The 22,072-nt window shown below is 67.1% G+C and carries 20 protein-coding genes; 8 read left to right on the top strand and 12 right to left on the bottom strand.

All coding sequences use genetic code 11. The annotated features are described in order from the left end of the window. Position 1: 1 nt before the first annotated feature. The 3 genes from ACYX4P_RS12955 to ettA are packed head-to-tail and all read right to left on the bottom strand — an operon-like array spanning position 2 to position 3,632. A complete protein-coding gene (locus ACYX4P_RS12955; RefSeq protein WP_248117036.1) occupies positions 2-961 on the bottom strand; it encodes an ArsR/SmtB family transcription factor in 960 nt (319 codons plus the stop codon). A gap of 47 nt (positions 962-1,008) precedes the next feature. Beyond that, the gene (locus ACYX4P_RS12950; RefSeq protein ID WP_312571085.1) at positions 1,009-1,935 is read right to left on the bottom strand and encodes a 2-hydroxyacid dehydrogenase; all 927 of its coding nucleotides are present in this window, start codon (positions 1,933-1,935) and stop codon (positions 1,009-1,011) included. Between the two features lie 29 nt (positions 1,936-1,964). Continuing rightward, positions 1,965-3,632 (bottom strand): energy-dependent translational throttle protein EttA, encoded by a 1,668-nt coding sequence (gene ettA / locus ACYX4P_RS12945; protein ID WP_248117032.1) that lies wholly within the window; start codon positions 3,630-3,632, stop codon positions 1,965-1,967. 177 nt (positions 3,633-3,809) lie between these two features. On the opposite strand from ettA, the gene ACYX4P_RS12940 reads away from it, so the two are divergent. Next, entirely contained in the window at positions 3,810-5,120 is a 1,311-nt protein-coding gene (locus ACYX4P_RS12940) for a TCR/Tet family MFS transporter (RefSeq protein ID WP_248117030.1), read from the top strand. Between the two features lie 56 nt (positions 5,121-5,176). Here ACYX4P_RS12940 and topA read toward each other — a convergent pair whose 3' ends face one another. Then, on the bottom strand, positions 5,177-7,804 hold the full coding sequence (gene topA / locus ACYX4P_RS12935) for a type I DNA topoisomerase (protein WP_248117028.1): 2,628 nt from the start codon (positions 7,802-7,804) through the stop codon (positions 5,177-5,179). Between the two features lie 138 nt (positions 7,805-7,942). Here topA and ACYX4P_RS12930 point away from each other — a divergent pair, with 138 nt between their 5' ends. Then, the gene (locus ACYX4P_RS12930; protein WP_248117026.1) at positions 7,943-8,134 is read left to right on the top strand and encodes a hypothetical protein; all 192 of its coding nucleotides are present in this window, start codon (positions 7,943-7,945) and stop codon (positions 8,132-8,134) included. A 7-nt stretch (positions 8,135-8,141) separates the two neighbouring features. On the opposite strand, the gene dprA is transcribed toward ACYX4P_RS12930, so the two are convergent. Together dprA and plsY are read right to left on the bottom strand one after the other, a co-directional pair. Further along, the gene (dprA, locus tag ACYX4P_RS12925; protein ID WP_248117024.1) at positions 8,142-9,215 is read right to left on the bottom strand and encodes a DNA-processing protein DprA; all 1,074 of its coding nucleotides are present in this window, start codon (positions 9,213-9,215) and stop codon (positions 8,142-8,144) included. Continuing rightward, complete coding sequence (plsY, locus tag ACYX4P_RS12920; RefSeq protein ID WP_248117022.1) at positions 9,212-9,850, bottom strand: glycerol-3-phosphate 1-O-acyltransferase PlsY; 639 nt, start codon at positions 9,848-9,850, stop codon at positions 9,212-9,214. Before plsY ends, dprA begins: the two co-directional genes overlap by 4 nt. A gap of 127 nt (positions 9,851-9,977) precedes the next feature. On the opposite strand from plsY, the gene ACYX4P_RS12915 reads away from it, so the two are divergent. After that, on the top strand, positions 9,978-10,913 hold the full coding sequence (locus tag ACYX4P_RS12915; RefSeq protein WP_248117020.1) for a glycerophosphodiester phosphodiesterase family protein: 936 nt from the start codon (positions 9,978-9,980) through the stop codon (positions 10,911-10,913). A gap of 61 nt (positions 10,914-10,974) precedes the next feature. Next, a complete protein-coding gene (gene ubiM, locus ACYX4P_RS12910; protein ID WP_248117017.1) occupies positions 10,975-12,156 on the top strand; it encodes a 5-demethoxyubiquinol-8 5-hydroxylase UbiM in 1,182 nt (393 codons plus the stop codon). Between the two features lie 7 nt (positions 12,157-12,163). Here the strand turns inward: ubiM and ACYX4P_RS12905 are convergent, their stop codons facing one another. The 5 genes from ACYX4P_RS12905 to ruvX form a co-directional block, all read right to left on the bottom strand. Next, positions 12,164-13,087: an alpha/beta hydrolase gene (locus tag ACYX4P_RS12905; RefSeq protein WP_248117015.1), complete on the bottom strand. Its 924-nt coding sequence runs from the start codon at positions 13,085-13,087 to the stop codon at positions 12,164-12,166. Positions 13,088-13,153: 66 nt separating this feature from the next. Further along, positions 13,154-14,428: a dihydroorotase gene (pyrC, locus tag ACYX4P_RS12900; RefSeq protein ID WP_248117013.1), complete on the bottom strand. Its 1,275-nt coding sequence runs from the start codon at positions 14,426-14,428 to the stop codon at positions 13,154-13,156. After that, positions 14,425-15,408 (bottom strand): aspartate carbamoyltransferase catalytic subunit, encoded by a 984-nt coding sequence (locus ACYX4P_RS12895; RefSeq protein ID WP_248117011.1) that lies wholly within the window; start codon positions 15,406-15,408, stop codon positions 14,425-14,427. The genes pyrC and ACYX4P_RS12895 overlap by 4 nt, the downstream gene beginning before the upstream one ends. A 39-nt stretch (positions 15,409-15,447) precedes the next feature. Further along, positions 15,448-16,371 (bottom strand): AEC family transporter, encoded by a 924-nt coding sequence (locus tag ACYX4P_RS12890; protein WP_248117009.1) that lies wholly within the window; start codon positions 16,369-16,371, stop codon positions 15,448-15,450. After that, positions 16,368-16,847 carry a Holliday junction resolvase RuvX gene (gene ruvX, locus ACYX4P_RS12885; RefSeq protein ID WP_248117007.1) on the bottom strand — a complete coding sequence of 160 codons (480 nt, stop codon included), beginning with the start codon at positions 16,845-16,847 and terminating at the stop codon, positions 16,368-16,370. Before ruvX ends, ACYX4P_RS12890 begins: the two co-directional genes overlap by 4 nt. Positions 16,848-16,959: 112 nt before the next feature. On the opposite strand from ruvX, the gene gatC reads away from it, so the two are divergent. The 4 genes from gatC (at position 16,960) to exaC (ending at position 21,441) form a co-directional block, all read left to right on the top strand. Further along, positions 16,960-17,247, top strand: a complete 288-nt coding sequence (gatC, locus tag ACYX4P_RS12880; RefSeq protein WP_248117005.1) for an Asp-tRNA(Asn)/Glu-tRNA(Gln) amidotransferase subunit GatC — start codon at positions 16,960-16,962, stop codon at positions 17,245-17,247. Positions 17,248-17,249: 2 nt separating this feature from the next. Next, on the top strand, positions 17,250-18,728 hold the full coding sequence (gatA, locus tag ACYX4P_RS12875) for an Asp-tRNA(Asn)/Glu-tRNA(Gln) amidotransferase subunit GatA (protein ID WP_248117003.1): 1,479 nt from the start codon (positions 17,250-17,252) through the stop codon (positions 18,726-18,728). A gap of 83 nt (positions 18,729-18,811) precedes the next feature. After that, complete coding sequence (locus ACYX4P_RS12870; protein WP_248117001.1) at positions 18,812-19,786, top strand: GAF domain-containing protein; 975 nt, start codon at positions 18,812-18,814, stop codon at positions 19,784-19,786. Positions 19,787-19,923: 137 nt separating this feature from the next. Next, positions 19,924-21,441, top strand: coding sequence for an acetaldehyde dehydrogenase ExaC (gene exaC / locus ACYX4P_RS12865; protein WP_292046454.1), 1,518 nt, complete (start codon positions 19,924-19,926; stop codon positions 21,439-21,441). Positions 21,442-21,671: 230 nt separating this feature from the next. Here exaC and ACYX4P_RS12860 read toward each other — a convergent pair whose 3' ends face one another. After that, the gene (locus ACYX4P_RS12860) at positions 21,672-22,010 is read right to left on the bottom strand and encodes a hypothetical protein (protein ID WP_248116997.1); all 339 of its coding nucleotides are present in this window, start codon (positions 22,008-22,010) and stop codon (positions 21,672-21,674) included. Between the last annotated feature and the right edge of the window lie 62 nt (positions 22,011-22,072).

Below are 22,072 nucleotides of genomic sequence, written 5' to 3'. Positions count from 1 at the left end.
ATCAGGCGGTCTTTCTGTCCTGGGCGCGGCGCTCGGCGGTCCAGATGGTCACGGTCAGGCCCTCGTCGTCGTGCGGCAGGGCGATGGGGGCGGACGGGGTCAGGCCGCCGTCCTGCAGCCAGCCGTTGATCTCGCTGTCGGCGAAACCCAGGCGGCGATGCTGGTGCGCCTCGCGCATGTGTTCGAAGTCGTGCGGGGCGAAGTCGATGATGACCAGACGGCCGCCGGGGCTGACCAGCCGCGCGGCCTCGGCGACGGCGGCGGCGGGGTCGGACAGGTAGTGCAGCACCTGATGCACGATCACCAGATCGGCGCTGGCGGCGGGCAGGCGGGTGGCGAAGATGTCGCCGTGGCGCAGTTCGACCTGCTCCACGCCCGCCTTGGTGACGTTTGTGCGGGCGATGTTCAGCATGTTCTGGCTGAGGTCCAGCCCGACCGACATCTTGGCCTTCTTGCCGAACAGGGTCAGCATCCGGCCCGACCCGGTGCCCAGATCGACGACGCGCTGGAACGGGCCGGGGCCGACGGCCTTCTCCAGCGCGGCCTCGACGGCGCTTTCGCTGACGTAGAGGCTGCGCAGGCGGTCCCACTGAGGCGCAACCTGCTCGAAATAGCTGACGGCGGCTTCTTCACGGTCCTTGCGAACCTCGTCCAGACGACGGTGATCGGCCTCACCCGCGTCCTCGGCCAGGATGTCCAGCACGGTGTCGATCAGGCGACGCGCCTGGGCGTCGTGCGATAGGCGGTAATAGACGCGGGCGCCATCGGGAAAGCGTTCGATCAGGCCGGCGTCGGTCATCAGCTTCAGATGGCGCGACACGCGCGGCTGGCTCTGGTCCAGAATCCGCGACATCTCCATGACCGACAGTTCTTCCCCGGCCAGCAGGGACAGGATCCGCAGGCGGGTGGGCTCGCCAGCGGCGCGCAGGGCTTCGACGGTCTGATCGGCGGAAAGGCTCATTTAGTCATATAAAGATATCCTTATATGATTTGGCAAGCAAAATCCGGCTAATGGACGGGGGTCTTCAGTGGTTGGCCGGCGAAATGCGCCTGCAGATTCTCGATCAGAAGCACCAGCATGCCCTGAACCCCCGCTGTGGTGGCGCCGCCGGTATGAGGGGTCAGCAGGGCGTTCGGCACGTCGGCCCAGCGGGCGGGGTCGGTCGGCTCGGTGATGAAAACGTCCAGAGCAGCCTGACCCAGCGTTCCTGACTTCAGGGCGGCGATCAGGGCGTCCTCGTCCACCACCTGTCCGCGCGAAACATTGACCAGGAGGCCGTCGGGGCCGAGCGCCTCAAGGATTTCGCGTGAGATCAGGCCGATATTTGTCTCATCCGCCTTGCAGGCGACGACCAGGATGTCGCTGGCCCTGGCCAGGGCGAGCAGGGATTCGGCGCGGGGCCAGTCGGCCTCGTGCGAGCGCGGTCCCCACCAGCTTACGGCCATATGGAAGGCCTCGGCGCGTCTGGCCACGGCCTTGCCGATATGACCCAGGCCGACGATGCCCAGTTTCTGACCGCCGATGGAGGCGGTGATGGTGCGGGTCTCGATGGTCCATTCGCCGCTGCGGACCTGACGGTCGCCGGAGGCGATCTGACGCCGTGCAGCCAGGATCAGGCCCAGCGCATGATCGGCGACGTCTTCGTGGTTGACGCCCGGGGCGTGGGTGACGGGCAGGCCGCGCCCCCGGCACCATTCGATGTCGATCCCGTCATAGCCCGAGGTGAAACAGGCGATCAGGCCGAGATTGGGCAGTTGTTCGATCAACGCCTTATCGAGCGGGTATTCCCCGGCGACGACCATGACGCGAATGTCGTGGGCGGCCTCGACCGGCGGGCCTTCCCAGAAGCGGTACACATCGTAGGCGCTCTCGAGAAAGCCCGAGAGCGGGGCGAGATGCCGCTGCATGATGAGAACGGCGGGGCGTTGGGTCATGCAGCGGCTCCTCTTTATCGATCAGTCGATTACCGACCGAACTTCTGGTGCTGGATGCGCTTAGGGATGATGCTGTCAGCGCCCAGCCGGCGCATCTTGTCCTGTTCGTAGGCTTCGAAGTTGCCTTCGAACCATTCCACATGACCGTCGCCCTCGAAAGCGAGGATGTGGGTGGCCAGACGGTCGAGGAACCAGCGGTCGTGGGAGATGACCACGGCGCAGCCCGCGAACTCTTCCAGAGCCTCTTCCAGGTTCTGAAGCGTTTCGATATCCAGGTCGTTGGTCGGTTCGTCGAGCAGAATCAGGTTGCCGCCGGACGCCAGGGTCTTGGCCAGGTGGACGCGGTTGCGCTCACCGCCGGACAGTTGGCCGACCTTCTTCTGCTGGTCGCCGCCCTTGAAGTTGAAGCTGCCGACATAGGCGCGGGTGTTGATCTCGCGCTTGCCGACCATCATCACATCGGTGCCGCCCGAGATGGCCTGCCAGATGGTTTCGTCCGGCTTCAGGTCGTCGCGCGACTGGTCAACGTAGGCCAGCTTGACGGTTTCGCCGACCTTGATCGTGCCGCCGTCAGGCGTTTCCTGGCCGGTGATCAGCTTGAACATGGTCGATTTGCCGGCGCCGTTGGGGCCGATGACGCCGACGATGCCGTTGGGCGGCAGTTTGAAGGTCAGGTTGTCGAACAGAACCTTGTCGCCATAGGTCTTCTGCAGACCTTCGACTTCCAGGACGACATTGCCCAGGCGCGGGCCGGGCGGGATCTGGATGTGGGCGTGGGTCTGGGCGCCGCGCATCGATTCCTGTTCCTCGACCATCCGCTCGTAGGCGGCCAGACGGGCCTTGGACTTGGCCTGACGAGCCTTGGCGCCCGAACGGACCCATTCCAGTTCGCGGGTGAGGGCGCGCTGGCGGGCTTCGGACTCCGACTGCTCCTGCACGACCCGCTTGGTCTTGGCTTCCAGCCACGAGGAATAGTTGCCCTCGTGCGGGTGGCCCTTGCCGCGGTCCAGTTCCAGCGTCCACTTGGTGACCTGATCCAGGAAGTAGCGGTCGTGGGTCACCAGGATGACGCAGCCGGGGAAGTTCTCCAGGTGATGCTGCAGCCAGGCGACGGATTCGGCGTCCAGGTGGTTGGTCGGTTCGTCCATCAGCAGCATGTCGGGCTTGGACAGCAGCAGGCGGGCCAGGGCCACGCGGCGCTTTTCACCGCCGGACAGGTTGGTGACTTCCCAGTCGTCGGGCGGGCAGCGCAGGGCGCCCATGGCCTGGTCGATGCGGCTGTCGATGTCCCAGACGTCGCCGGCGTCGATCTTCTCCTGAAGGGAGGTCATCTCCTCCATCAGTTCGTCGGTGTAGTTTTCGCCCAGTTCGGCGGCGACCTCGTTGAAGCGGTTGACCCACTGCTTCTCCTCGCACCAGGCCTCGACGTTCTGGCGGACGTTCAGGGCGGGATCGAGCTGGGGCTCCTGCTCCAGATAGCCGCGCTTGACGCCATCGGCGGCGCGGGCCTCGCCCGTGAACTCGGTGTCCAGGCCAGCCATGATCTTCAGCAGGGTGGACTTACCCGAGCCGTTGACGCCGACGACGCCGATCTTGGCGTCGTTGTAGAAGCTGAGCCAGATGTTCTCGAAGATCTTGCGGCCGCCGGGGAAGGTCTTGGTCAGACCCTGCATCTGGAAAATATATTGCTGCGCCATGAGGTGCGGTGTCGCCCTTCGGGTTCGTCGGATGGGAGGATGGCGCGGATGTAGCGATCCTGACGCCCGAGAGCAAATGAGGCGAGCGGCGGGCAGGCCGGCCAAGACGCCCATTCGGCGCTGTGCGAACCACGACAGCGCGCGTATTGAGCCTGACCAAATAGCCGAGACCTGCCCATGACCGCGATTTCAGACAGACGCTTGAAGGCGGCCATCGGCTTCATCTTCGTGACGGCGGTGCTCGATATCGTCGCCATGGGCATCATCATCCCGGTGTTGCCCCAGCTGATCGAGGATTTCGTCGGCTCCAACGCCCAGGCGGGCGTGATCAACGGCGTGTTCGTGGCGCTGTGGGCGGGGATGCAGTTCGTCGCCTCGCCGATCATCGGGTCGCTGTCGGACCAGTACGGGCGACGGCCGGTGATTCTGCTGAGCTGCGCGGGGCTGGCCATCGACTATGTGTTGATGGCGGTGGCGCCGAACCTGTGGTGGCTGGCGGTGGGGCGGATCGTGGCGGGCGTCACATCGTCCAGCTTCACGACGATCTACGCCTATATGGCTGACGTCACCCCGGTCGAAGGGCGCGCCAAGGCTTACGGTTTGATCGGCGCGGCCTTTTCCGGGGGCTTCGTGCTGGGTCCCGTGATCGGCGGTTTCCTGGGCGAGATCAGCCCGCGCGCGCCCTTCTGGGCCGCGGCCCTGATGTCCGGGATCGCCTTCCTCTACGGCCTGATCATCCTGCCCGAGAGTTTGGCGGTCGAGAAGCGGATGAGGTTCAGCTGGCGGCGCGCCAACCCCGTCGGGGCGATGGTGCTTTTGGGTCGTCACCCGGAGCTGACGGGGCTGGCCGGCGTGACCTTCCTGCTGCACTTCGCCCACCACGTCTTTTCGGCGGTCTTCGTCCTCTACGCCCAGTACCGCTATGGCTGGGGACCGCGCGAGGTGGGGCTGCTGCTGGCCATGGTCGGGGCGCTGGACATGGGGATGCAGGGACTGGTCGTCGGGCCGGTGACCAAGGCGCTGGGGGATCGCAAGACCATGCTGCTGGGGCTGGTCGGGGGCACGGTCGGCATCGCCCTGATGGGCTGGGCGCCGACGGGATGGATGTTCGTCGCCGCCATGCTGCCGAACGCGCTTTGGGGGCTGGCCATGCCGACGCTGCAGTCGCTGATGACCCGACAGGTGTCCGAGAGCGAACAGGGCCAACTTCAGGGCGCGACCATGAGCGTGGCCTCCATCGCCGGCGTCGCCTCGCCGCTGTTCTTCGGCTGGATCTATTCGCTGTCGGTCGGCGGCGGGTTCGCGCCCCTGACGACTTGGCTGGACCGGCATGGCCTGGGCATCATCGACGCCGTCGTCCACGGCCCGGGCCTGAGCTTCTACATCTCGGCCCTCGTCCTGGCGCTGGCCGGGGTGATCGCCTGGATCACCGCGCGCCGGGCGGAGCGGGCCGAAAGGGTTAAGGCGGGGAATCACGACCCGCTTTGACGCAGCAGCGCCGAACGCGCCTTTCCGTCGCGGCGTGACGGAAAGGCGACCACGGATCAGTCCTCGGTCTTGGACTTTCCAGCCTTCTTCGCCGGAGCCTTCTTGGCCGCCGGTTTCTTGCCAGCGGCCTTTTTCGGCGCGGCGGCCTTCTTGGCGGGCGCCTTCTTCTTGGGCGCGGCGCCGGCCTTGGCGGCAAGCAGGGGCAGGGCGTCTTCCAGGGTCAGGTCTTCGGGCGCCGTGCCTTTGGGCAGGGTGGCGTTGATCTTGCCCGACTTGACGTACGGGCCGAAGCGGCCGGCCATGACGTGGATCGGCTCGCCCGTTTCCGGGTGGGCGCCCAGGTCCTTCAGCGGCGCTGCGGCGGCGCCGCGTCCGGGACGACCGGCGCGCTTTTCAGCCAGCAGGGCGACGGCGCGGTTCAGCCCCACCTCGAACACCTCGTCGATGTCCGAGACATTGGCGTAGGTCCCGGCGTGCAGGACGAAGGGACCGTAACGTCCCAGGCCCGCCGTGATCATCTTGCCGTCTTCGGGGTGGACCCCGACCTCGCGCGGCAGGGCCAGAAGGCGCAGCGCCCGGTCCAGATCAAGCGAGGCGGGCGACCAGCCCTTGGGAAGGGACGAGCGTTTCGGCTTCTCGCCATCCGGCGGCGTGATTTCGACATAGGGTCCGAAGCGGCCGATCTTCAGCTGCACGGGCTGCCCGGTCGCCGGATCGAGGCCCAGTTCGCGATCGCCGCTTTCGGCCGAGCCATCTTCGGCCGAGGGACTGGCGACGGGGCGGGTGTATTTGCAGTCGGGATAGCGCGAGCAGCCGATGAAGGCGCCGAACCGACTGGTCTTCAGGCTTAGCTGGCCTTCATGGCACAGGGGGCATTCGCGCGGGTCGGAGCCGTCGCCCTTGTCCGGGAAGATGTGGGCGCCCAGGCTTTCGTTCAAAGCGTCCAGAATCGCAGTGGTGCGCAGTTCGCCGGCGGCCTGGGTGGCGGCGTGGAAGTCCTGCCAGAACTGGCGCAGCAGCACCTTCCAGTTCAGTTCGCCGGCGGACACCTCGTCCAACTGGGTCTCCAGCGCGGCGGTGAAGTCGTACTCGACCCACTTCTTAAAGAATTGCTCCAGGAAGGCCGTGACCAGCCGTCCCTTGTCCTCGGGATAGAAGCGGTTCTTGTCGACCCGGACATATTCGCGGTCGCGCAGGGTCGACAGGGTCGAGGCGTAGGTCGACGGGCGGCCGATGCCCAGTTCTTCCAGCTTCTTGACCAGGGTGGCTTCCGAATAGCGCGGGGGCGGTTCGGTGAAATGCTGGTCGGTGCGGATGGCGTCGACCTTGGCCTTGGCGCCTTCCTTGAGGGCGGGCAGGCGGCTGGTGTCGTCCTCGCCCTCGTCGCCCTCCGCGCCCTTCTGCTTCTCGTCGCGGCCTTCCTCATAGACGGCCAGGAAGCCGTCGAAGGTGACCACCTGGCCGGTGGCGCGCAGGCCGGTCTGGCCGTCGGGCGTCTCGATCTCGACCGTGGTGCGGTCCAGGCGCGCGGCCTCCATCTGCGAGGCGACCATCCGCTTCCAGATCAGTTCGTAGAGACGCTGAAGATCCGAATCGAGACGCACGGAATCGGGGTGGCGGGCGATATTGGTCGGCCGGATCGCCTCGTGCGCCTCTTGGGCGTTCTTGGCCTTGACCTTGTAGAAGCGCGGCTCGGCCGGGACATAGGCGGGCCCGTATTCCTTGCCGATCACCTCGCGCGCCTGAGCCAGACCTTCCGGGCTGACCGACACGCCGTCGGTCCGCATATAGGTGATCAGGCCGCCGGTCTCGTCGACGCCCTCATACAGTTTCTGCGCCGCCTGCATGGTGCGCTGGGCGGTGAAGCCCAGCTTGCGCGAGGCTTCCTGCTGCAGGGTCGAGGTGGTGAAGGGCGGCGAAGGATTGCGGCGAACCGGCTTCTTCTCGACCGAGTTGATGGTGAAGTCGCCGGCCAGGATGGCGGCGCGCGCGGCGCTGGCGGTCGCCTCGTCCTTGATGTCCAGACGCTGCACGCGCTTGCCGGCATGTTTGACCAGTCGGGCGGTGAAGGGCGGGCTGTCGGCGTTCAGGTCGGCCTCGATGGACCAGTATTCCTGAGGCTTGAACTTCTCGATCTCCATTTCGCGATCGACGACGATGCGAAGGGCGACGGATTGCACCCGCCCGGCTGAACGGGCGCCCGGCAGCTTGCGCCACAGGACGGGCGACAGCGTGAAGCCCACCAGATAGTCCAGCGCGCGCCGGGCCAGATAGGCCTCGACCAGCTCCATATCCAACTGACGCGGATTGGCCATGGCCTCCAGCACGGCGGACTTGGTGATGGCGTTGAAGGTGACCCGCTCGACGTGCGTGTCCTTCAGCGCCTTCTTCTTGTTCAGGACTTCCAGAACGTGCCAGCTGATCGCTTCCCCTTCGCGGTCGGGGTCGGTCGCCAGGATGACGCGGTCGGCGCGCTTGGCGGCCTCTGCGATTTCGGACAGGCGTTTGGCGCCCTTGGCGTCGGCCTCCCAATGCATAGAGAAGTCGTCGTCGGGCAGGACCGAGCCGTCCTTGGACGGCAGGTCGCGCACGTGACCGTACGAAGCCAGGACCTCATAGTCCGAGCCCAGGTATTTGTTGATGGTCTTGGCCTTTGCGGGGCTCTCGACGATGACGAGGTTCATATCGGTCCGGTCTCGGGAAGGGGCGCGAACGTGGTTGGAGCGGAGCCGTGTGTCAATCGCACCCGTCGCCTTACAGCCTTAGATAGTTGTATTCTGCATAAGCGCGGTTAGATTGTAGTCGTCACAACGGAGGCGATCATGGCTAGCGTGAAGGATCCGGCGACCTCGCCCGACGATCAGAACGACATTGAGGCGGGGGTCTTTCCGACGCGCGAATACATCGGGGCCATGGCGCTGGAAATGGCGCGGATGGCGCGAGAGGAAGGCGACGGCCGCCTGGCGGGGTTGCTGGAGGATGCAGCCGGCGCGGCGGCGCTGCCGCCCGGATAGACAGACTCTAACTCGACGCCAAGCCGCCCGGGAGCAGTTCGGCGCGGCCGACCAGACTGAGTTCCAGAAGGGCGGCGGCGACCTGGGCGGCCGGGGCGTTCAGGGCGCGCGCGATCTCGTCGCGAGGCGTGGGTGTCGGTGAAAGCAGGCCGGCTACTCGCTCCAGGAACGCCTGATCCAGTTCGTCATCGTAACGCAAAGGCTCGGACGGCGGTTCGCGCAGGGTGCGCAGGGTGTCGAACGCGCGCTCGATGTCCTCTATGCCCTCGCACAGGATTGCGCCCTGACGCAGCAGTTCGTTCGGGCCGCGCGCGCGGGGATCCAGCGGCGAGCCGGGCACGGCGAAGACATCGCGGCCCTGTTCGGCGGCAAGGCGCGCGGTGATCAGGGAACCGGAGCGAATCTCGGCCTCGACCACCACCACGCCCCTCGACAGGCCCGAGATGATGCGGTTTCGACGTGGAAAGTCGCGGGCCTGAGCGCGGGCGCCAATGGGGCTTTCGGACACGATGCAGCCGCGCTCTGTCAGGCGGGCGTAGAGGTCGGCGTGCTCCGACGGATAGATATCGTTCACCCCGCCGCCCAGGACCGCGACGGTCCCACTCGACAAACTGCCTTCGTGGGCGGCGGCGTCGATGCCGCGCGCCATGCCGGACACGACGACATGGCCAGCCTGACCCAACTGCTGGGCCAGACCGCGCGCGATCCGCTGGCCGCCCGCCGAGGCGATGCGGGCGCCGACGATGGCGACGCAGGGGCGGTTCAGCAGTCCGGCGTCGCCGCGCGTCCACAGGATCGGCGGCGGCGGGTCGAGCGCGGCCAGCATTTCGGGATAGTCGGCGTCGCCCAGCACCAGCAGCCGCGCGCCGATAGCCTCGCCAGCAGCCAGTTCGCGCTCGACCGCCTGGACCGGCGGGGGCGTGGAGGCGGCGCCGGACTTGCGGACCAGGCCGGGCAGGGCGTCCAGCGCGGCGATGGCCGAGCCGTAGCGTCCCACGAGCTGAGTGAAGGCGACAGGGCCGATGCGATCGGTGCGGGCCAGCCGCAACCGGGCGAATCGTTCGGCCGGGGTCAGGCTCACGCCTTCTTGGCCCCGATGCGCGGCTCCTCGCCCTTGAGCAGCCGGGCGATGTTCTGGTGGTGGCGCACCCAAATCAGAACGGCGGCGAAAACGGTCAGGATCAGGATCGGCCTTCCGACCGGCAGGCCCACCGCCGCCAAGGGCAGAAGCGCCAGCAACGGCGCCGCCGCCGAGGAGATCAGGGCGGCCAGCGACGAGTAGCGGAACAGGAAGGCCGACAGCAGCCAGACGGCCCCGGCCATCAGGCCCAGAGGCCAGGCGGCGGCCAGCAGCAGGCCGTAGAAGGTCGCCACGCCCTTGCCCCCCTTGAACCCCAGCCAGACAGGGAACAGATGGCCCAGGAAGGCCGCGCCGCCGGCGATGGCGCCGGCCAGTTCGCTGCCGAACAGATGCCGTGCGATCAGAAGGGCTGCGGCGCCCTTGCCGGCGTCCAGCAGCAAGGTGGCCAGGGCCAGGTCCTTGCGGCCGGTGCGCAGCACGTTCGTCGCGCCGATGTTGCCGGAACCGATGTTGCGCACGTCGCCGGCGCCCGCCGCGCGGGTGATGACCACGCCGAACGGAATGGAGCCGAGCAGATAGCCGCCCAGGGCGACCAGCGCCAAGGTTCCCACCGCTGGGCCCGCCAGATCCTGCACTTTGATTCGCTCCCCGCGTGTCGTTGCGGCAAAATGCGTCGGCGCACGGCGCGGAGCAAGGGCGATCCGACCTCTTGACCTGGCGATCTGCGCAGCGTCTGGTCCGCCCGCCCTGCCGGAGAGTTCGATGCGCCAAATCTCGACTGCCGCCGCCGTCGCCCTGCTGATGTCCACGGCCGCCTGCGTCGGCGCGCCGGCGCCTGGCGCGCCGACGCCCGCCGGTGGACCAGCCATGGCCGCCTATTTCGACTGTGTGCGAGAGGGCGGCGTGGCGATCTCGGCGCACCGGGCGGTCTCGGCGCCGGACCAGCCGGAAAACTCCATCGCCGCCATCGAGGCGACGGGACGGGCCATCCCCAATGCGATCCTTGAGCTGGACGCGGTTCTGACGCGCGACGGTCATCTGGTGCTGATGCACGACGAGACGATGGAGCGGACCACCACCGGGCGCGGACGGGTCGCGGACCTGACCCTGGCCCAGGTGAAGCGGGCCAGGCTAAAGGGGTCGAACGGCGCCCTGACCCGCGCCGCGCCGCCGACACTGGGCGAGGCGCTGGACGCCGCCGGTCGCGTGGGCGCCATCGCCAGCATCGACCTGAAACCCGCAGAGGGCGGTACGACCGTCGATCTGGCGCGAGCGGTGATCGACCAGGTGCGGCGGTCCGGTGCGGCGAACCGGGTCATCCTGATCACCTACAACGACGCCGATGCGCGGGCGGTGGCGGCCATGGCGCCGGAGATGATGATTTCGGCGGGCTTGGGCAGCGTGGCGAACCTGCGCGGGTTGAACGCGCCGCAAATCCTGGCCTGGACCGGCACGCGCGAGGAACGTCCGGCGCTGTGGCGCGCCCTCCGGGAAGCCGGTGTCGAGGTTCAGTTTGGCACCCTGGGCGCCGAGGGTGTTCGGCGCGACGACCGCTATGCCGCCGACGGCGACGTGTCGGAATATCGCGATCTGGTGGGCCAGGGCGTGACGGTGATCGCCACCGACACGCCGCTGGCGGTCAAGTCGGTGCTGGGCGCCGAGGTGGCCAAGGCCGCCACCTGTCCGCGTCCGCGCTGACCTCGCCCAGGTTTGCGCTGCATCAAGGGCGCTGGCGTTGCGATCAGGCAGGAGCGCGCCGATGAACCAGGATCTGACGTTCGATATCGCCGTGGTCGGGGCCGGGCCGGCAGGCTTGGCCTTCGTCCGTTCGCTGGCGGGAGCCGGGCTGTCCGTCGCCCTGATCGAGGGGCAGACCGAGGCGAGCCTGCGCGATCCCGCGTTCGACGGGCGCGAGATCGCGTTGACGCACCATTCTATGCGCCTGCTGAAGACGATGGGCGTCTGGGACCGGATACCGGCCGATGACATCTCGGACCTGCGTCAGGCGAGGGTGCTGGACGGCGGCTCGCCCTTCGCCCTGACCTTCGGCGGCGTGAATGCGGACCGGCTGGGTGTACTGATTCCCAATCATCTGATCCGGCGCGCCCTTTTCGAGGTCGTCGAGGGTCAGGCAGGCGTTGATCTGATGGCCGGACGGCGGGTGGCCGACTGTCGGATCGAGCCTCACAGACCGCGCGGACGGCTGACGCTGGACGACGGCGCGACGATCTGGGCCGAACTGATCGTGGCGGCGGATTCGCGCCTCTCCTTCATGCGTGACCAACTGGGCGTGGGGGCCGAGATCAATCGGCTGGGTCGTTCGATGATGGTCTGCCGGATGCGGCACGATCAGGCGCACGGTCATGTGGCGACCGAATGGTTCGACCACGGCCAGACTATCGCCCTGTTGCCCGTTTCGGATGCTCAGCAACGGGTGTCCTCGGTGGTGATGACCCTGGCGGCCCCCGCCATCGCCGACCTGATGGCGCAATCGCCCGAGGCCTTTTCGTCGTCCATGGAGCGGCGATTGAAGGGGCGGCTGACCGGGTTGGAGTTGGTCGGTGGGCGCCACGCCTATCCGCTGGCCACGACCTGGAGCCATCGGTTCGCGGGCGACGGCTTCGCCCTGATCGGCGATGCAGCGGTGGGAATGCATCCGGTCACCGCCCATGGCTTCAACCTGGGTCTGCGCGGGCAGGAGACTCTGGCCAGGGTGGTGCGGGAGGCGCGACGCTCGGACATCGGTTCGGGACGTCTGCTGGCGCGCTATCAGCATGAACATCGCCTCGCCAGCTGGCCGCTTTATCGGTGCACGAACGCCCTTGCGCGCCTGTTCACCCAGGAAGCCCCGCCGGCCCGACTGGCGAGAGGCGCGATGCTGCGCGCCAGTCAGTCGACCACGCCGTTCAAGGCGGTGGTGAAGCGGATGCTGACCGCCTAGCCCGACGTCAGGGACGGGCCGGCAGCACCGCCGTGAGCGCGCGCGTGAACCCGACCGGAGCGACGGTCAGATGGTCCTCGTCCTGCAGGACGACGGATCGGACGGTCAGATGCGGATAGCTGCGCGATTGCAGCGTGCGCTCCATTGCGTGAACGTCGCCCACCATATCCGCGCCAGAGGTGTTGCGGCGGTCGGGTCTGGGAACCTCCCAGCCGCCGATATACATGAAGACGTCGGCGGGCAGGTCGCGGTGGGTGCGGGCGTAGTTCGCCTCCATCCCCATGATGTGGCGCTTGTCGTACCAGAAGGACGGGCTGCCTAATATGTAGGCTTGGAACAGACCGGGATCGGTGAACAGGATTTGCGCGCCCAGCAGACCGCCGTAGGAATGGCCTAGGAACACGCGGCGGGCAGGATCGGCGCGGAAACGGTTCTCGACGAAGGGCAGGGCCTGGGTCTTCAGATAGGCTTGATAGGCGGGGCCGCCGCCATGGGGTGTTGAACTCGCCCTGCTGGGGCCGTTTGGCGTCGGCGTGTAGTCGCGGTTGCGGCTGACGGTGCCGCTGTCGCCACCTGAATAGGACAGGCCGACCAGGATGAACTCTTCGATCACCGGGCCATCCAGGTTCACCCGCCGGGCGATCTGGCGGATGATCGGGAAGGCGTAGTCGGCGTCGGTCGCATAGAGGACCGGGTAGCGGCGTTGGGGATTGGCCTGATAACTGGCGGGCAGGCTGACAAAAACCTGATAGTCACGGCCCGAAACGGGGTCGGGTACGGTCCAGACTTGGGTGCCGGCCAAAACGTAAGGCGCGCCTTCGGTGGCGCCCGGCGCCGGCGAGGACTGGGCGTCCGCCGGTTGCGAACAGCCCATCACGGCGCCGGCGACAAAAACCAGCCCAAGGCCCGCGCCGCATTTCCAGAGAGTCATGCCCCACTCCTCCCAAGCCTCACTTTCGTCGAGCCTCAGGGCGGAATGTGGCGGAAAGCCGGAGCGTCAGTGAACCTTGCGCCCCGCCACCCAAGTTCCGACGACCTTGCCCTGTAACCGGCGACCATCGAACGGCGAGTTCTTGGATTTGGAGTGCAGGGCGTCGGCGTCAATGATGACCGGCGCGCCGGGGTCGAACAGGATCAGGTCGGCGGGCGCGCCCTCAGCCAGGACGCCCGCGTCGAGACCCAGCAGGGCGGCGGGACCCTGGGTCAGGGGACGCAGGACGTCCAGCAGTTCCAGACCGTCCTCGTGATGCAGGGTCAGGGCGGCGGGCAGCAGGGTCTCAAGCCCGATGGCGCCAGGCGCGGCCTCGGCGAACGGGCGGCGCTTGTCCTCGGCCGGGGCGGGGGCGTGAGCCGAGGTGATGACGTCGATCAGGCCTTCGCGCACGGCCTCGATCAGGGCCTGACGATCAGCCTCTGAACGCAGCGGTGGGTCGATGCGATAGAAGGTGCGATAGTCGCCGATGTCCACCTCGTTGAAGCACAGGTGGTTGATCGAGACGCTGACGGCGACCTCCAGCCCCTTGGCGCGGGCACGGGCCAGCGTCTCCAGCGCGCCTTCGGTCGAGATCTGGTCAACGAGGAAACGGGCGCCGGTCTGCTCGACCAGGGCCAGATCGCGTTCCAGACCGATGCGCTCGGCGATGGCCGGGCTGCCTGACAGGCCCAGGCGCGTGGCCAGTTCGCCGGAGGCGGCGACGGCGCCTTCGGTCAGCCAGGGATCGGCCGGGCGGCAGGCGATCAGGGCGTTGAAGGCGGCGGCGTAGCTCATAACACGTTGCAGGGTGCGGCTGTTGACGACGACCTTGTCCACATCGGTGAAATAGAGGGCGCCCGCCTCGTCCATCAGGCCGATCTCGGCCATGCGTTGGCCGTCCAGCCCCTTGGTGGCGGCGCCGGCTGCGCGGACATTGACCAGGTTGAGGGCCGCGCCGCGACGCTGGATGAAGTCGATCACCGCCGGATCGTCGATGGCGGGGTCGGTGTCGGGTTGGACGACGATGGTCGTCACGCCCCCGGCGGCGGCGGCCAAGCTGGCGGACTTCAACGTCTCCTTGGGCTCGGCGCCGGGTTCGCCGGTCTTGACGCGGATGTCGATCAGGCCGGGCGACAGGCACAGGCCATCAGCGTCGATGATCTGATCGGCGGCCAGATCAGGCGCGGCGCCGTGAACGACGCGGACCATGCGTCCGTCCTCGATCAGGACCGAACCCAGACCGTCATAGTCGCTGGCGGGGTCCAGAAGACGGGCGTTGACGATTGCCAGAGTGGTCATCGGGCGTCTCCCCAACGGGCGGAGAGGGAGGCGAGGACGGCCATGCGGGCGGCGACGCCCATCTCGACCTGATCCTGGATCAGGGAAACGTTCAGGTCGTCGGCGACCTCGGAATCGATCTCGACGCCGCGGTTCATCGGGCCGGGGTGCATGACCTTGGCGCCGGGCTTGGCCCAGGCCAGCTTCTCGCGGTCCAGGCCCCAGAAACGGAAATATTCGCGCGTTGAGGGGACCAGGGCCCCCGCCATCCGCTCCAGCTGCAGGCGCAGCATCATCACCACGTCGCAGCCCTGAAGCCCCTCGCGCATGTCGTGGAAGACCTCGCAGCCCCAGCGGTCGGCGTCGCCGGGCACCAGTGTCGGCGGGCCGATCAGGCGGACGCGCGCGCCCATCATCTGCAGCAGGGCGACGTTGGAGCGGGCCACGCGGCTGTGGGTGATGTCGCCGCAGATGGCGACGGTCAGACTGGTCACATCGCCAAAGGCGCGGTGCAGGGACAACAGGTCCAGCAGGGCCTGGGTCGGGTGTTCGTGGCGGCCGTCGCCGGCATTGACCACCGCGCAACCGACTTTCTGGCTGAGCAGTTCAGCCGCCCCCGAGGCCGAATGGCGCACGACCAGAATGTCGGGCTTCATGGCGTTTAGCGTGACCGCCGTGTCGATCAGGGTCTCGCCCTTCTTCACCGAGGACGAGGCGACCGGCATGGTGACGACATCGGCGCCCAGACGCTTGGCCGCGATCTCGAACGAGGATGAGGTGCGGGTCGAGTTCTCGAAGAACAGGTTCACCACCGTTCGACCGTGCAGCACGTCCAGCGCCTTGGAGGATTGGCGGTTGAAGGCGACGAAGGCGTCGCCCAGCTCCAGCAACTGCGGCGTCACGAACGGATTGAGGTCAGATGCCGCGAGGAAGTGGGATTTCGGGAACGGGATCAGCCGGTCGCGGATGGTCTGATCGGTGACTTGAGCGGGCTGGGTCATCGAGACGCGGCTATAGGCGCGACTCGGCCTGAAAGCCAGTCAGGTGAAGTGGAACAGGGCCAGCAGGATGGGGATGACGACCGCGCTGCCCACGGTGGTCAGGGCGATGACACCCGCGATCAGAGGCGCGTCGCCGCCCATCTGACGCGCCAGCACATAAGAGGCCGCCGAGCCCGGCGCGGCCCCGCAAATCAGGGCGATGCCTTGCGCCAGACTGTCGCCGCCCAGCGCCCAGGCGATGAACCACATCAGCGGCGGCATGACGCCCAGCTTGACCAAGGTGACGGCGGCGATGGTCTTGCGGCGGCGTTTCACCTCGGCGAAGGACAGGCCTGCGCCAGCGACGATCAGGCCCAGCGGCAAGGCGGCGGCGCCCAGCAGGTTCATGACCTCGGACAGGCCGGGGATCAGCGGCGCGCGCAGGACGTTCAGCGCCAGACCGATCAGACACGCCAGCAGGATCGGATTGGCGATCATCGACTTCAGCAAACCGAGAACTGACGGTTCGCGGTGCAAGGCGCCCCATTTCGCCAGCACGGCGACGCAGGCGATGTTGGTCACCGGAATGATGAAGGCGATGGCCACGGCGGCCAGGGCCGTGCCTTCCGATCCATAGATCGACTGGATCACCGGCACGAAGACGAAGCTGTTCCAGCGGATCACGCCCTGAAAGACGCTGGTGTAGGCGGGGCCGTCCAGCTTGATCAGCGGCTTGGCCGCCAGCGTCGCCGCCGCCACGATCAGGGTTGCGCCCACGGCGGCAGAACCTGCGACCGTCGCGCCGCCGCCCGCCAGATCGGCGTGCCAGATCGCGGGGATCAAAAAGCTGGGATAGAAGATGTTGATCGACAGCTTCTCGATCGGCCGCCAGGCTTCGTCGGGCAGGAAGCCCGATTTGCGCAGGCCGTAGCCCAGGGCGATCATCAGAAAGACGGGCAGGATGCCCGCGGTCAGGGCTGTCAAATCCAGGTCGCCTGATCCCGCACCCGATCCAGCGCCCCTTGCAGAATCCAGGCGGCGGCGGTGCGGTCGACGACCTGGGCGCGACGTTTGCGGTTCAGGTCCAGGTCTTCAATCAGGAAGCGTTCAACGGCGCTGGTGGACAATCGCTCGTCCCAGAAGGCGATATTGATGGGGCGCAGCCGCTCCAGATTGCGCGCGAAGGCGCGGCAGGACTGGGCGCGGGGGCCTTCGGTCCCATCCATGTTGGCGGGCAGGCCGATGACCAGGGCCGAGACCTTGCGGTGGTTCATCAGCTTGAACAGGTGTTCGGCCTCGACGGTGAACTTGGACTTGCGGATCAGCTCCAGCGGCGAGGCGATCAGGCGCGTGGAGTCCGACACGGCGACGCCGATGGTCTTCTCGCCCAGGTCCAGCCCCATCCACGGCGTGTCGGGCGGGCAGGCGGCGGGCAGGTCGAGGAGGTCGAGAACGGGCACGGCCGGGCGGTAGGCCGCAAACCGGCGGAAGTCAAAGGCGTCGCCTTGTGAATCCGAGGTCGGAAGGCTATCCCGCCGATACATTCCTTATCGACGTGTATTGGAGGGCCGCATGGCCATCGACGCTGCGACGGTGCGCAAGGTTGCGCATCTCGCCCGCATCAAGACCCCCGAGGACCGGCTGGAACCGCTGGCGCAGGAGCTGAACGGCATCCTGAACTGGATCGAGCAGTTGGATCAGGTGGATGTCGAAGGCGTGGAGCCGATGACCTCGAACGTGGCCCAGCCGCTGCGCCTGCGCAACGATGTCGTCACGGACGGCGCCAAGCGCGACGCCGTCCTGTCCAATGCTCCGAAGTCGGCTGACGGCTTCTTCGTCGTGCCCAAGGTTGTCGACTGATCATGAGCGACCTGACCAAACTGACACTGAAGGCGGCCGTCGACGGCCTGAAGGCCAAGGAATTCTCCTCGGCTGAAATCACCCAAGCCTTCCTGACCAATATCGAAGCCTCAAACCCGACGCTGAACGCCTATGTCGAGGTGACGGCGGACAAGGCGCTGGAAATGGCCAAGGCGTCCGACACCCGTCTGGCGGCAGGCGAGGGCGGCGTGTTGGAAGGCGCGCCGCTGGGCATCAAGGACCTGTTCTGCACCGAGGGCGTGCAGACGACGGCAGGCTCCAACATGCTGCGCGGCTTCGTCCCGCCCTATGAATCGACCGTGACCGCCAATCTCTGGCGCGACGGGGCGGTCATGCTGGGCAAGCTGAACATGGACGAGTTCGCCATGGGCTCCTCCAACGAAACCTCGGCCTTCGGGCCGGTGAAGAACCCGTGGAAATCGACGGGCTCGAACGCCGAGCTGACGCCGGGCGGTTCGTCGGGCGGTTCGGCCTCGGCGGTCGCCGCCGACCTGTGTCTGGCCGCCACCGCATCGGACACCGGCGGCTCGATCCGCCAGCCCGCCGCCTTCACCGGCACGGTCGGCATCAAGCCGACCTATGGCCGCGCCAGCCGCTTCGGCATGGTGGCGTTCGCCAGTTCGCTGGATCAGGCCGGACCGATCACCAAGACGGTCGAGGACGCGGCCCTGCTGCTGCAATCCATGTGCTCGTTCGACGCCAAGGATTCGACCAGCCTGGATATCCCGACGCCTGACTGGACCCAGTCGGTCGGCCAGTCGGTCAAGGGCCTGCGCATCGGCGTGCCGCGCGAATATGTCGTGGACGGGATGCCGGCGGAAATCCAGGCGCTGTGGGATCAGGGCGTGGCCTGGCTGAAGGACGCCGGTTGCGAGATCGTCGAGATCAGCCTGCCGCACACCAAATACGCCCTGCCGACCTACTATATCGTCGCGCCTGCCGAGGCGTCGTCGAACCTGGCCCGTTACGACGGGATGCGGTTCGGACATCGCGCGGAGGAGTTCAAGTCGCTGGACGACCTGTACGCCACCTCGCGCGCCGAGGGCTTTGGCAAGGAAGTGCAGCGTCGCCTGACGATCGGCGCCTATGTGCTGTCGGCCGGTTTCTACGACGCCTATTACGTCAAGGCGTTGAAGGTGCGTCGCCGCATCGCCGAGGATTTCGACAATGTCTGGGGTCAGGTGGACGCCATCCTGACGCCGTCGACGCCGTCGGCCGCCTTCGCCCTGGGCGACAAGCAGATCGACCCCCTGACCATGTATCTGAACGACGTCTTCACGGTGACGACCAATCTGGCCGGTCTGCCGGGCATTTCCGTGCCGGCAGGGGTGGATTCGGGCGGTCTGCCGCTGGGCCTTCAGGTCATCGGAAAGGCCCTGGACGAGGCGACGGTGTTCCAGGTCGGCGCGGCGCTGGAACGCGCGGCGGGCTTCACCGCCAAGCCGGACCGCTGGTGGTAGGCCGTCCAGCGTAGGATGGTCGCATTGACGCCCGCGGGCCGCGGGCGTCTGATGGCTCCAGTTGCAAGACCTGGGAGCCAACCATGGACGAGCGAACGGGAAACGACCACCGCAGCCTGATCAAACAGGTGCTGGACGATGGGGCAGGGCCCGCGCGGTCGGCGCTGGCGGCGTCGTGGCGACGGTCGATGACGCTTTATGGCCTGGATCCTGAAAGTCGGGGCCAGGTGGTCACCCTGACCGAAGGCCAACTGCGGGCCGCGCGCGAGGCGATGGAGCCGGTGACGCAGGCGGCGCAGGGCGTGCTTGATAGGCTGTTCCTGGCCGTGGGCGACGCGGGATGTTGTGTTCTGCTGTGCGATGCATCGGGCGTGCCGGTCGAGCGGCGCGGCATGGCCAGCGACGACGACACCTTCCATCGCTGGGGACTGTGGCCCGGCGCGGTCTGGTCCGAGGCGGTAGAAGGCACCAATGGCATCGGAACGGCCCTGGCCGAAAAGAGGGCGGTGACCATCCACCGCGACCAGCATTTCCATGCGCGAAACACCGGGCTGAGCTGTTCCAGCCATCCGATCTACGATCATCTGGGGCGGCTGGCGGGGGCGCTGGACGTGTCGTCCTGCCGGGCGGATCAGACCGAGGCCATGCTTGGGCTGATCACCGCCGCCGTGGCGGATGCGGCGCGCGCCATCGAGGCCCAGACCTTCCGCAAGGCCTTTTCCGAGGCGCGGATCGTCCTGGCCGGCGACGTGGCCGAACGTAATACGGCGGCCCTGCTGGCCGTGGACCGCGACGACCTAGTCATCGGGGCGACCCGTGCGGCGCGACTGGCGCTGTCGATCACGGACGAGCGGATCGCGGGGCAGTTGGCGGCCTGGGAGGTTCTGGGCGGCGGCTCCATCGAGGCGGACCTTTTGGAGGCCGAGCGCGGAGCGGTCCGGCGGGCCCTGGCTTTGAACAACGGCAATGTGTCGGCGGCGGCGCGAGGTTTGGGCGTTAGCCGGGCGACCCTGCATCGCAAACTGCACCGGCTGGGCCTTGCCGGCGCCGCCCACTGATCGCGACTGTCGCAAACCTGCGACAGGTTTGCAGCGCACCATGAACGGCCGGTCTGGCGCCCACGCGCCCCTAGGACGAGCTTCCGGTCCCAACGACGTCGATAAGCGACGCCCGAGAAGCACGTCAGGAAGCCATCATGACCAAGCCCGAATTCAGTCGCGCCGCCACCCCCAAGTTCAAGGCGCGCTATGACAACTTCATCGGCGGACAGTGGGTCCCACCGGTCAACGGCCGCTATTTCGAGAACACCTCCCCGGTGAACGGCCGCGTCCTGTGCGAGGTGGCCCGGTCGGACGCGGCGGACGTCGAAAAGGCGCTGGACGCCGCCCACGCCGCCAAGGACGCCTGGGGCCAGACCAGCGTGGCGGAGCGCGCCCTGCTGCTGAACCGCATCGCCGATCGGATCGAACAGAATCTGCAGGCCGTCGCGGAGGCCGAGACCTGGGACAACGGCAAGCCGGTGCGCGAGACGCTGGCGGCCGACATCCCCCTGGCCATCGACCATTTCCGCTATTTCGCCGGCTGCATCCGCGCCCAGGAAGGCGGGATTTCGGAGTTGGACCACAACACGGTCGCCTATCATTTCCACGAGCCGCTGGGCGTGGTGGGGCAGATCATTCCGTGGAACTTCCCGATCCTGATGGCGGCGTGGAAGATCGCTCCGGCCCTGGCGGCGGGCAACTGCATCGTGCTGAAGCCGGCCGAACAGACCCCGGCCTCCATCCTGCTGGTCGTCGAACTGATCCAGGACCTGCTGCCGGCCGGCGTGCTGAACATCGTTTCGGGCACGGGCGTCGAAGTCGGGGAACCTCTGGCCACCAATCCGCGCATCGCCAAGATCGCCTTCACCGGCTCGACCGCCGTTGGTCAGAAGATCATGGAATACGCCACCCAGAACATCATCCCGGTGACGCTGGAACTGGGCGGCAAGTCGCCGAACATCTTCTTCAAGGACGTGATGGATCACGACGACGCCTTCCTGGACAAGGCGCTGGAAGGATTCGCCATGTTCGCCCTGAACCAGGGCGAGGTCTGCACCTGCCCCAGCCGGGCCCTGGTGCACGAGGACATCTATGACGCCTTCATCGAGAAGGCGATCGCCCGGGTGAAGGCGATCAAACAGGGCGATCCGCTCGACCCCGCAACCCAGGTCGGCGCCCAGGCGTCGGACCAGCAGTTGAAGAAGATCCTGAGCTATCTGGATATCGGCAAGGCCGAGGGCGCAGAGGTTCTGACCGGGGGCGAACAGGCCGTGCTGAAGGACGATCTGTCGGGCGGTTTCTACGTCGAGCCGACCGTGTTCAAGGGCACGAACAACATGCGAATCTTCCAGGAGGAGATCTTCGGCCCCGTTCTGGCTGTGACCACCTTCAAGACGCTGGAAGAAGCCATCGCTATCGCCAACGACACCGAATACGGCCTTGGCGCCGGGGTGTGGTCGCGCGACATGAACACCGCCTATCGCGCCGGCCGCGCCATTCAGGCCGGACGGGTCTGGACCAACTGCTATCACCAGTATCCGGCGCACGCGGCCTTCGGCGGCTACAAGAAGTCGGGCATCGGGCGTGAAAACCACCGGATGATGCTGGACCACTATCAGCAGACCAAGAACCTGCTGGTCAGCTACAGCCCCGACAAGCTGGGCTTCTTCTGATCTGAATCAAGGATGGTCGACCTCGGATCGACCATCCTGTGCCTTGCCCGCCGGCCAACTCCCACGGCGAGTGAAACTTCCGGCGGGCGGGCCGATGTCCTGCTTTCGGTCCGTCCGTCCGGCGATTTTCTGGTGTCGATCTTCGACATGGCGCCGGAACGGGACCAGGGTGGTCGTCGGCGGGCGGCCGGGCGAACCGGCCGCCTCTGTTCCTTTGCGCGAAAAATGGATCAGGCGGCCGGGATGGCTTTCAGATCCGTGTCGATGGCCGCGATCTTGGCGTCAGTGATATTGCCCTGAGAGAAGGGCGCGACCTGACGCAGGGTCATGCCCTTGAACTGGGCGTAGGCGGGGTGACGGTCGATGCCGGGCAGATGCTTGTCCAGCACGGCCTTGGTCGCCGGATCGGCGACCAGCGCCTCGATGGTGCTGTCGATCGTCGGATGGGCGGCCTGGTGATCCACGGCGTGATGGTCGTGGGCGGGGGCAGGGGCGGGCTCCGTCTGCGCCGAGGCGGCGCCAACCGCGAGCAGAGAGGCCGCAGCGGCGGCGAACAGGGTCTTGGTCATCGAAATCTCCTTTGAGAGGCGGAAGTTGATCGCCTTTCGCGACATCATCAAGACAGCCCCCT

This window comes from Brevundimonas sp. ABV4_179, from assembly GCF_056311945.1.
Note: the sequence above shows the minus strand (reverse complement) of the source record. Positions and strands in the feature narration are given on the sequence as shown.

Bases quoted from the DNA above. Each gene is read 5' to 3' on its own strand.
- ACYX4P_RS12955 (WP_248117036.1), bottom strand. From the start codon at position 961: ATGAGCCTTTCCGCCGATCAGACCGTCGAAGCCCTGCGCGCCGCTGGC.
- ACYX4P_RS12950 (WP_312571085.1), bottom strand. From the start codon at position 1,935: ATGACCCAACGCCCCGCCGTTCTCATCATGCAGCGGCATCTCGCCCCG.
- ettA (WP_248117032.1), bottom strand. From the start codon at position 3,632: ATGGCGCAGCAATATATTTTCCAGATGCAGGGTCTGACCAAGACCTTC.
- ACYX4P_RS12940 (WP_248117030.1), top strand. From the start codon at position 3,810: ATGACCGCGATTTCAGACAGACGCTTGAAGGCGGCCATCGGCTTCATC.
- topA (WP_248117028.1), bottom strand. From the start codon at position 7,804: ATGAACCTCGTCATCGTCGAGAGCCCCGCAAAGGCCAAGACCATCAAC.
- ACYX4P_RS12930 (WP_248117026.1), top strand. From the start codon at position 7,943: ATGGCTAGCGTGAAGGATCCGGCGACCTCGCCCGACGATCAGAACGAC.
- ACYX4P_RS12915 (WP_248117020.1), top strand. From the start codon at position 9,978: ATGCGCCAAATCTCGACTGCCGCCGCCGTCGCCCTGCTGATGTCCACG.
- ubiM (WP_248117017.1), top strand. From the start codon at position 10,975: ATGAACCAGGATCTGACGTTCGATATCGCCGTGGTCGGGGCCGGGCCG.
- ACYX4P_RS12905 (WP_248117015.1), bottom strand. From the start codon at position 13,087: ATGACTCTCTGGAAATGCGGCGCGGGCCTTGGGCTGGTTTTTGTCGCC.
- pyrC (WP_248117013.1), bottom strand. From the start codon at position 14,428: ATGACCACTCTGGCAATCGTCAACGCCCGTCTTCTGGACCCCGCCAGC.
- ACYX4P_RS12895 (WP_248117011.1), bottom strand. From the start codon at position 15,408: ATGACCCAGCCCGCTCAAGTCACCGATCAGACCATCCGCGACCGGCTG.
- gatC (WP_248117005.1), top strand. From the start codon at position 16,960: ATGGCCATCGACGCTGCGACGGTGCGCAAGGTTGCGCATCTCGCCCGC.
- gatA (WP_248117003.1), top strand. From the start codon at position 17,250: ATGAGCGACCTGACCAAACTGACACTGAAGGCGGCCGTCGACGGCCTG.
- ACYX4P_RS12870 (WP_248117001.1), top strand. From the start codon at position 18,812: ATGGACGAGCGAACGGGAAACGACCACCGCAGCCTGATCAAACAGGTG.
- exaC (WP_292046454.1), top strand. From the start codon at position 19,924: ATGACCAAGCCCGAATTCAGTCGCGCCGCCACCCCCAAGTTCAAGGCG.
- ACYX4P_RS12860 (WP_248116997.1), bottom strand. From the start codon at position 22,010: ATGACCAAGACCCTGTTCGCCGCCGCTGCGGCCTCTCTGCTCGCGGTT.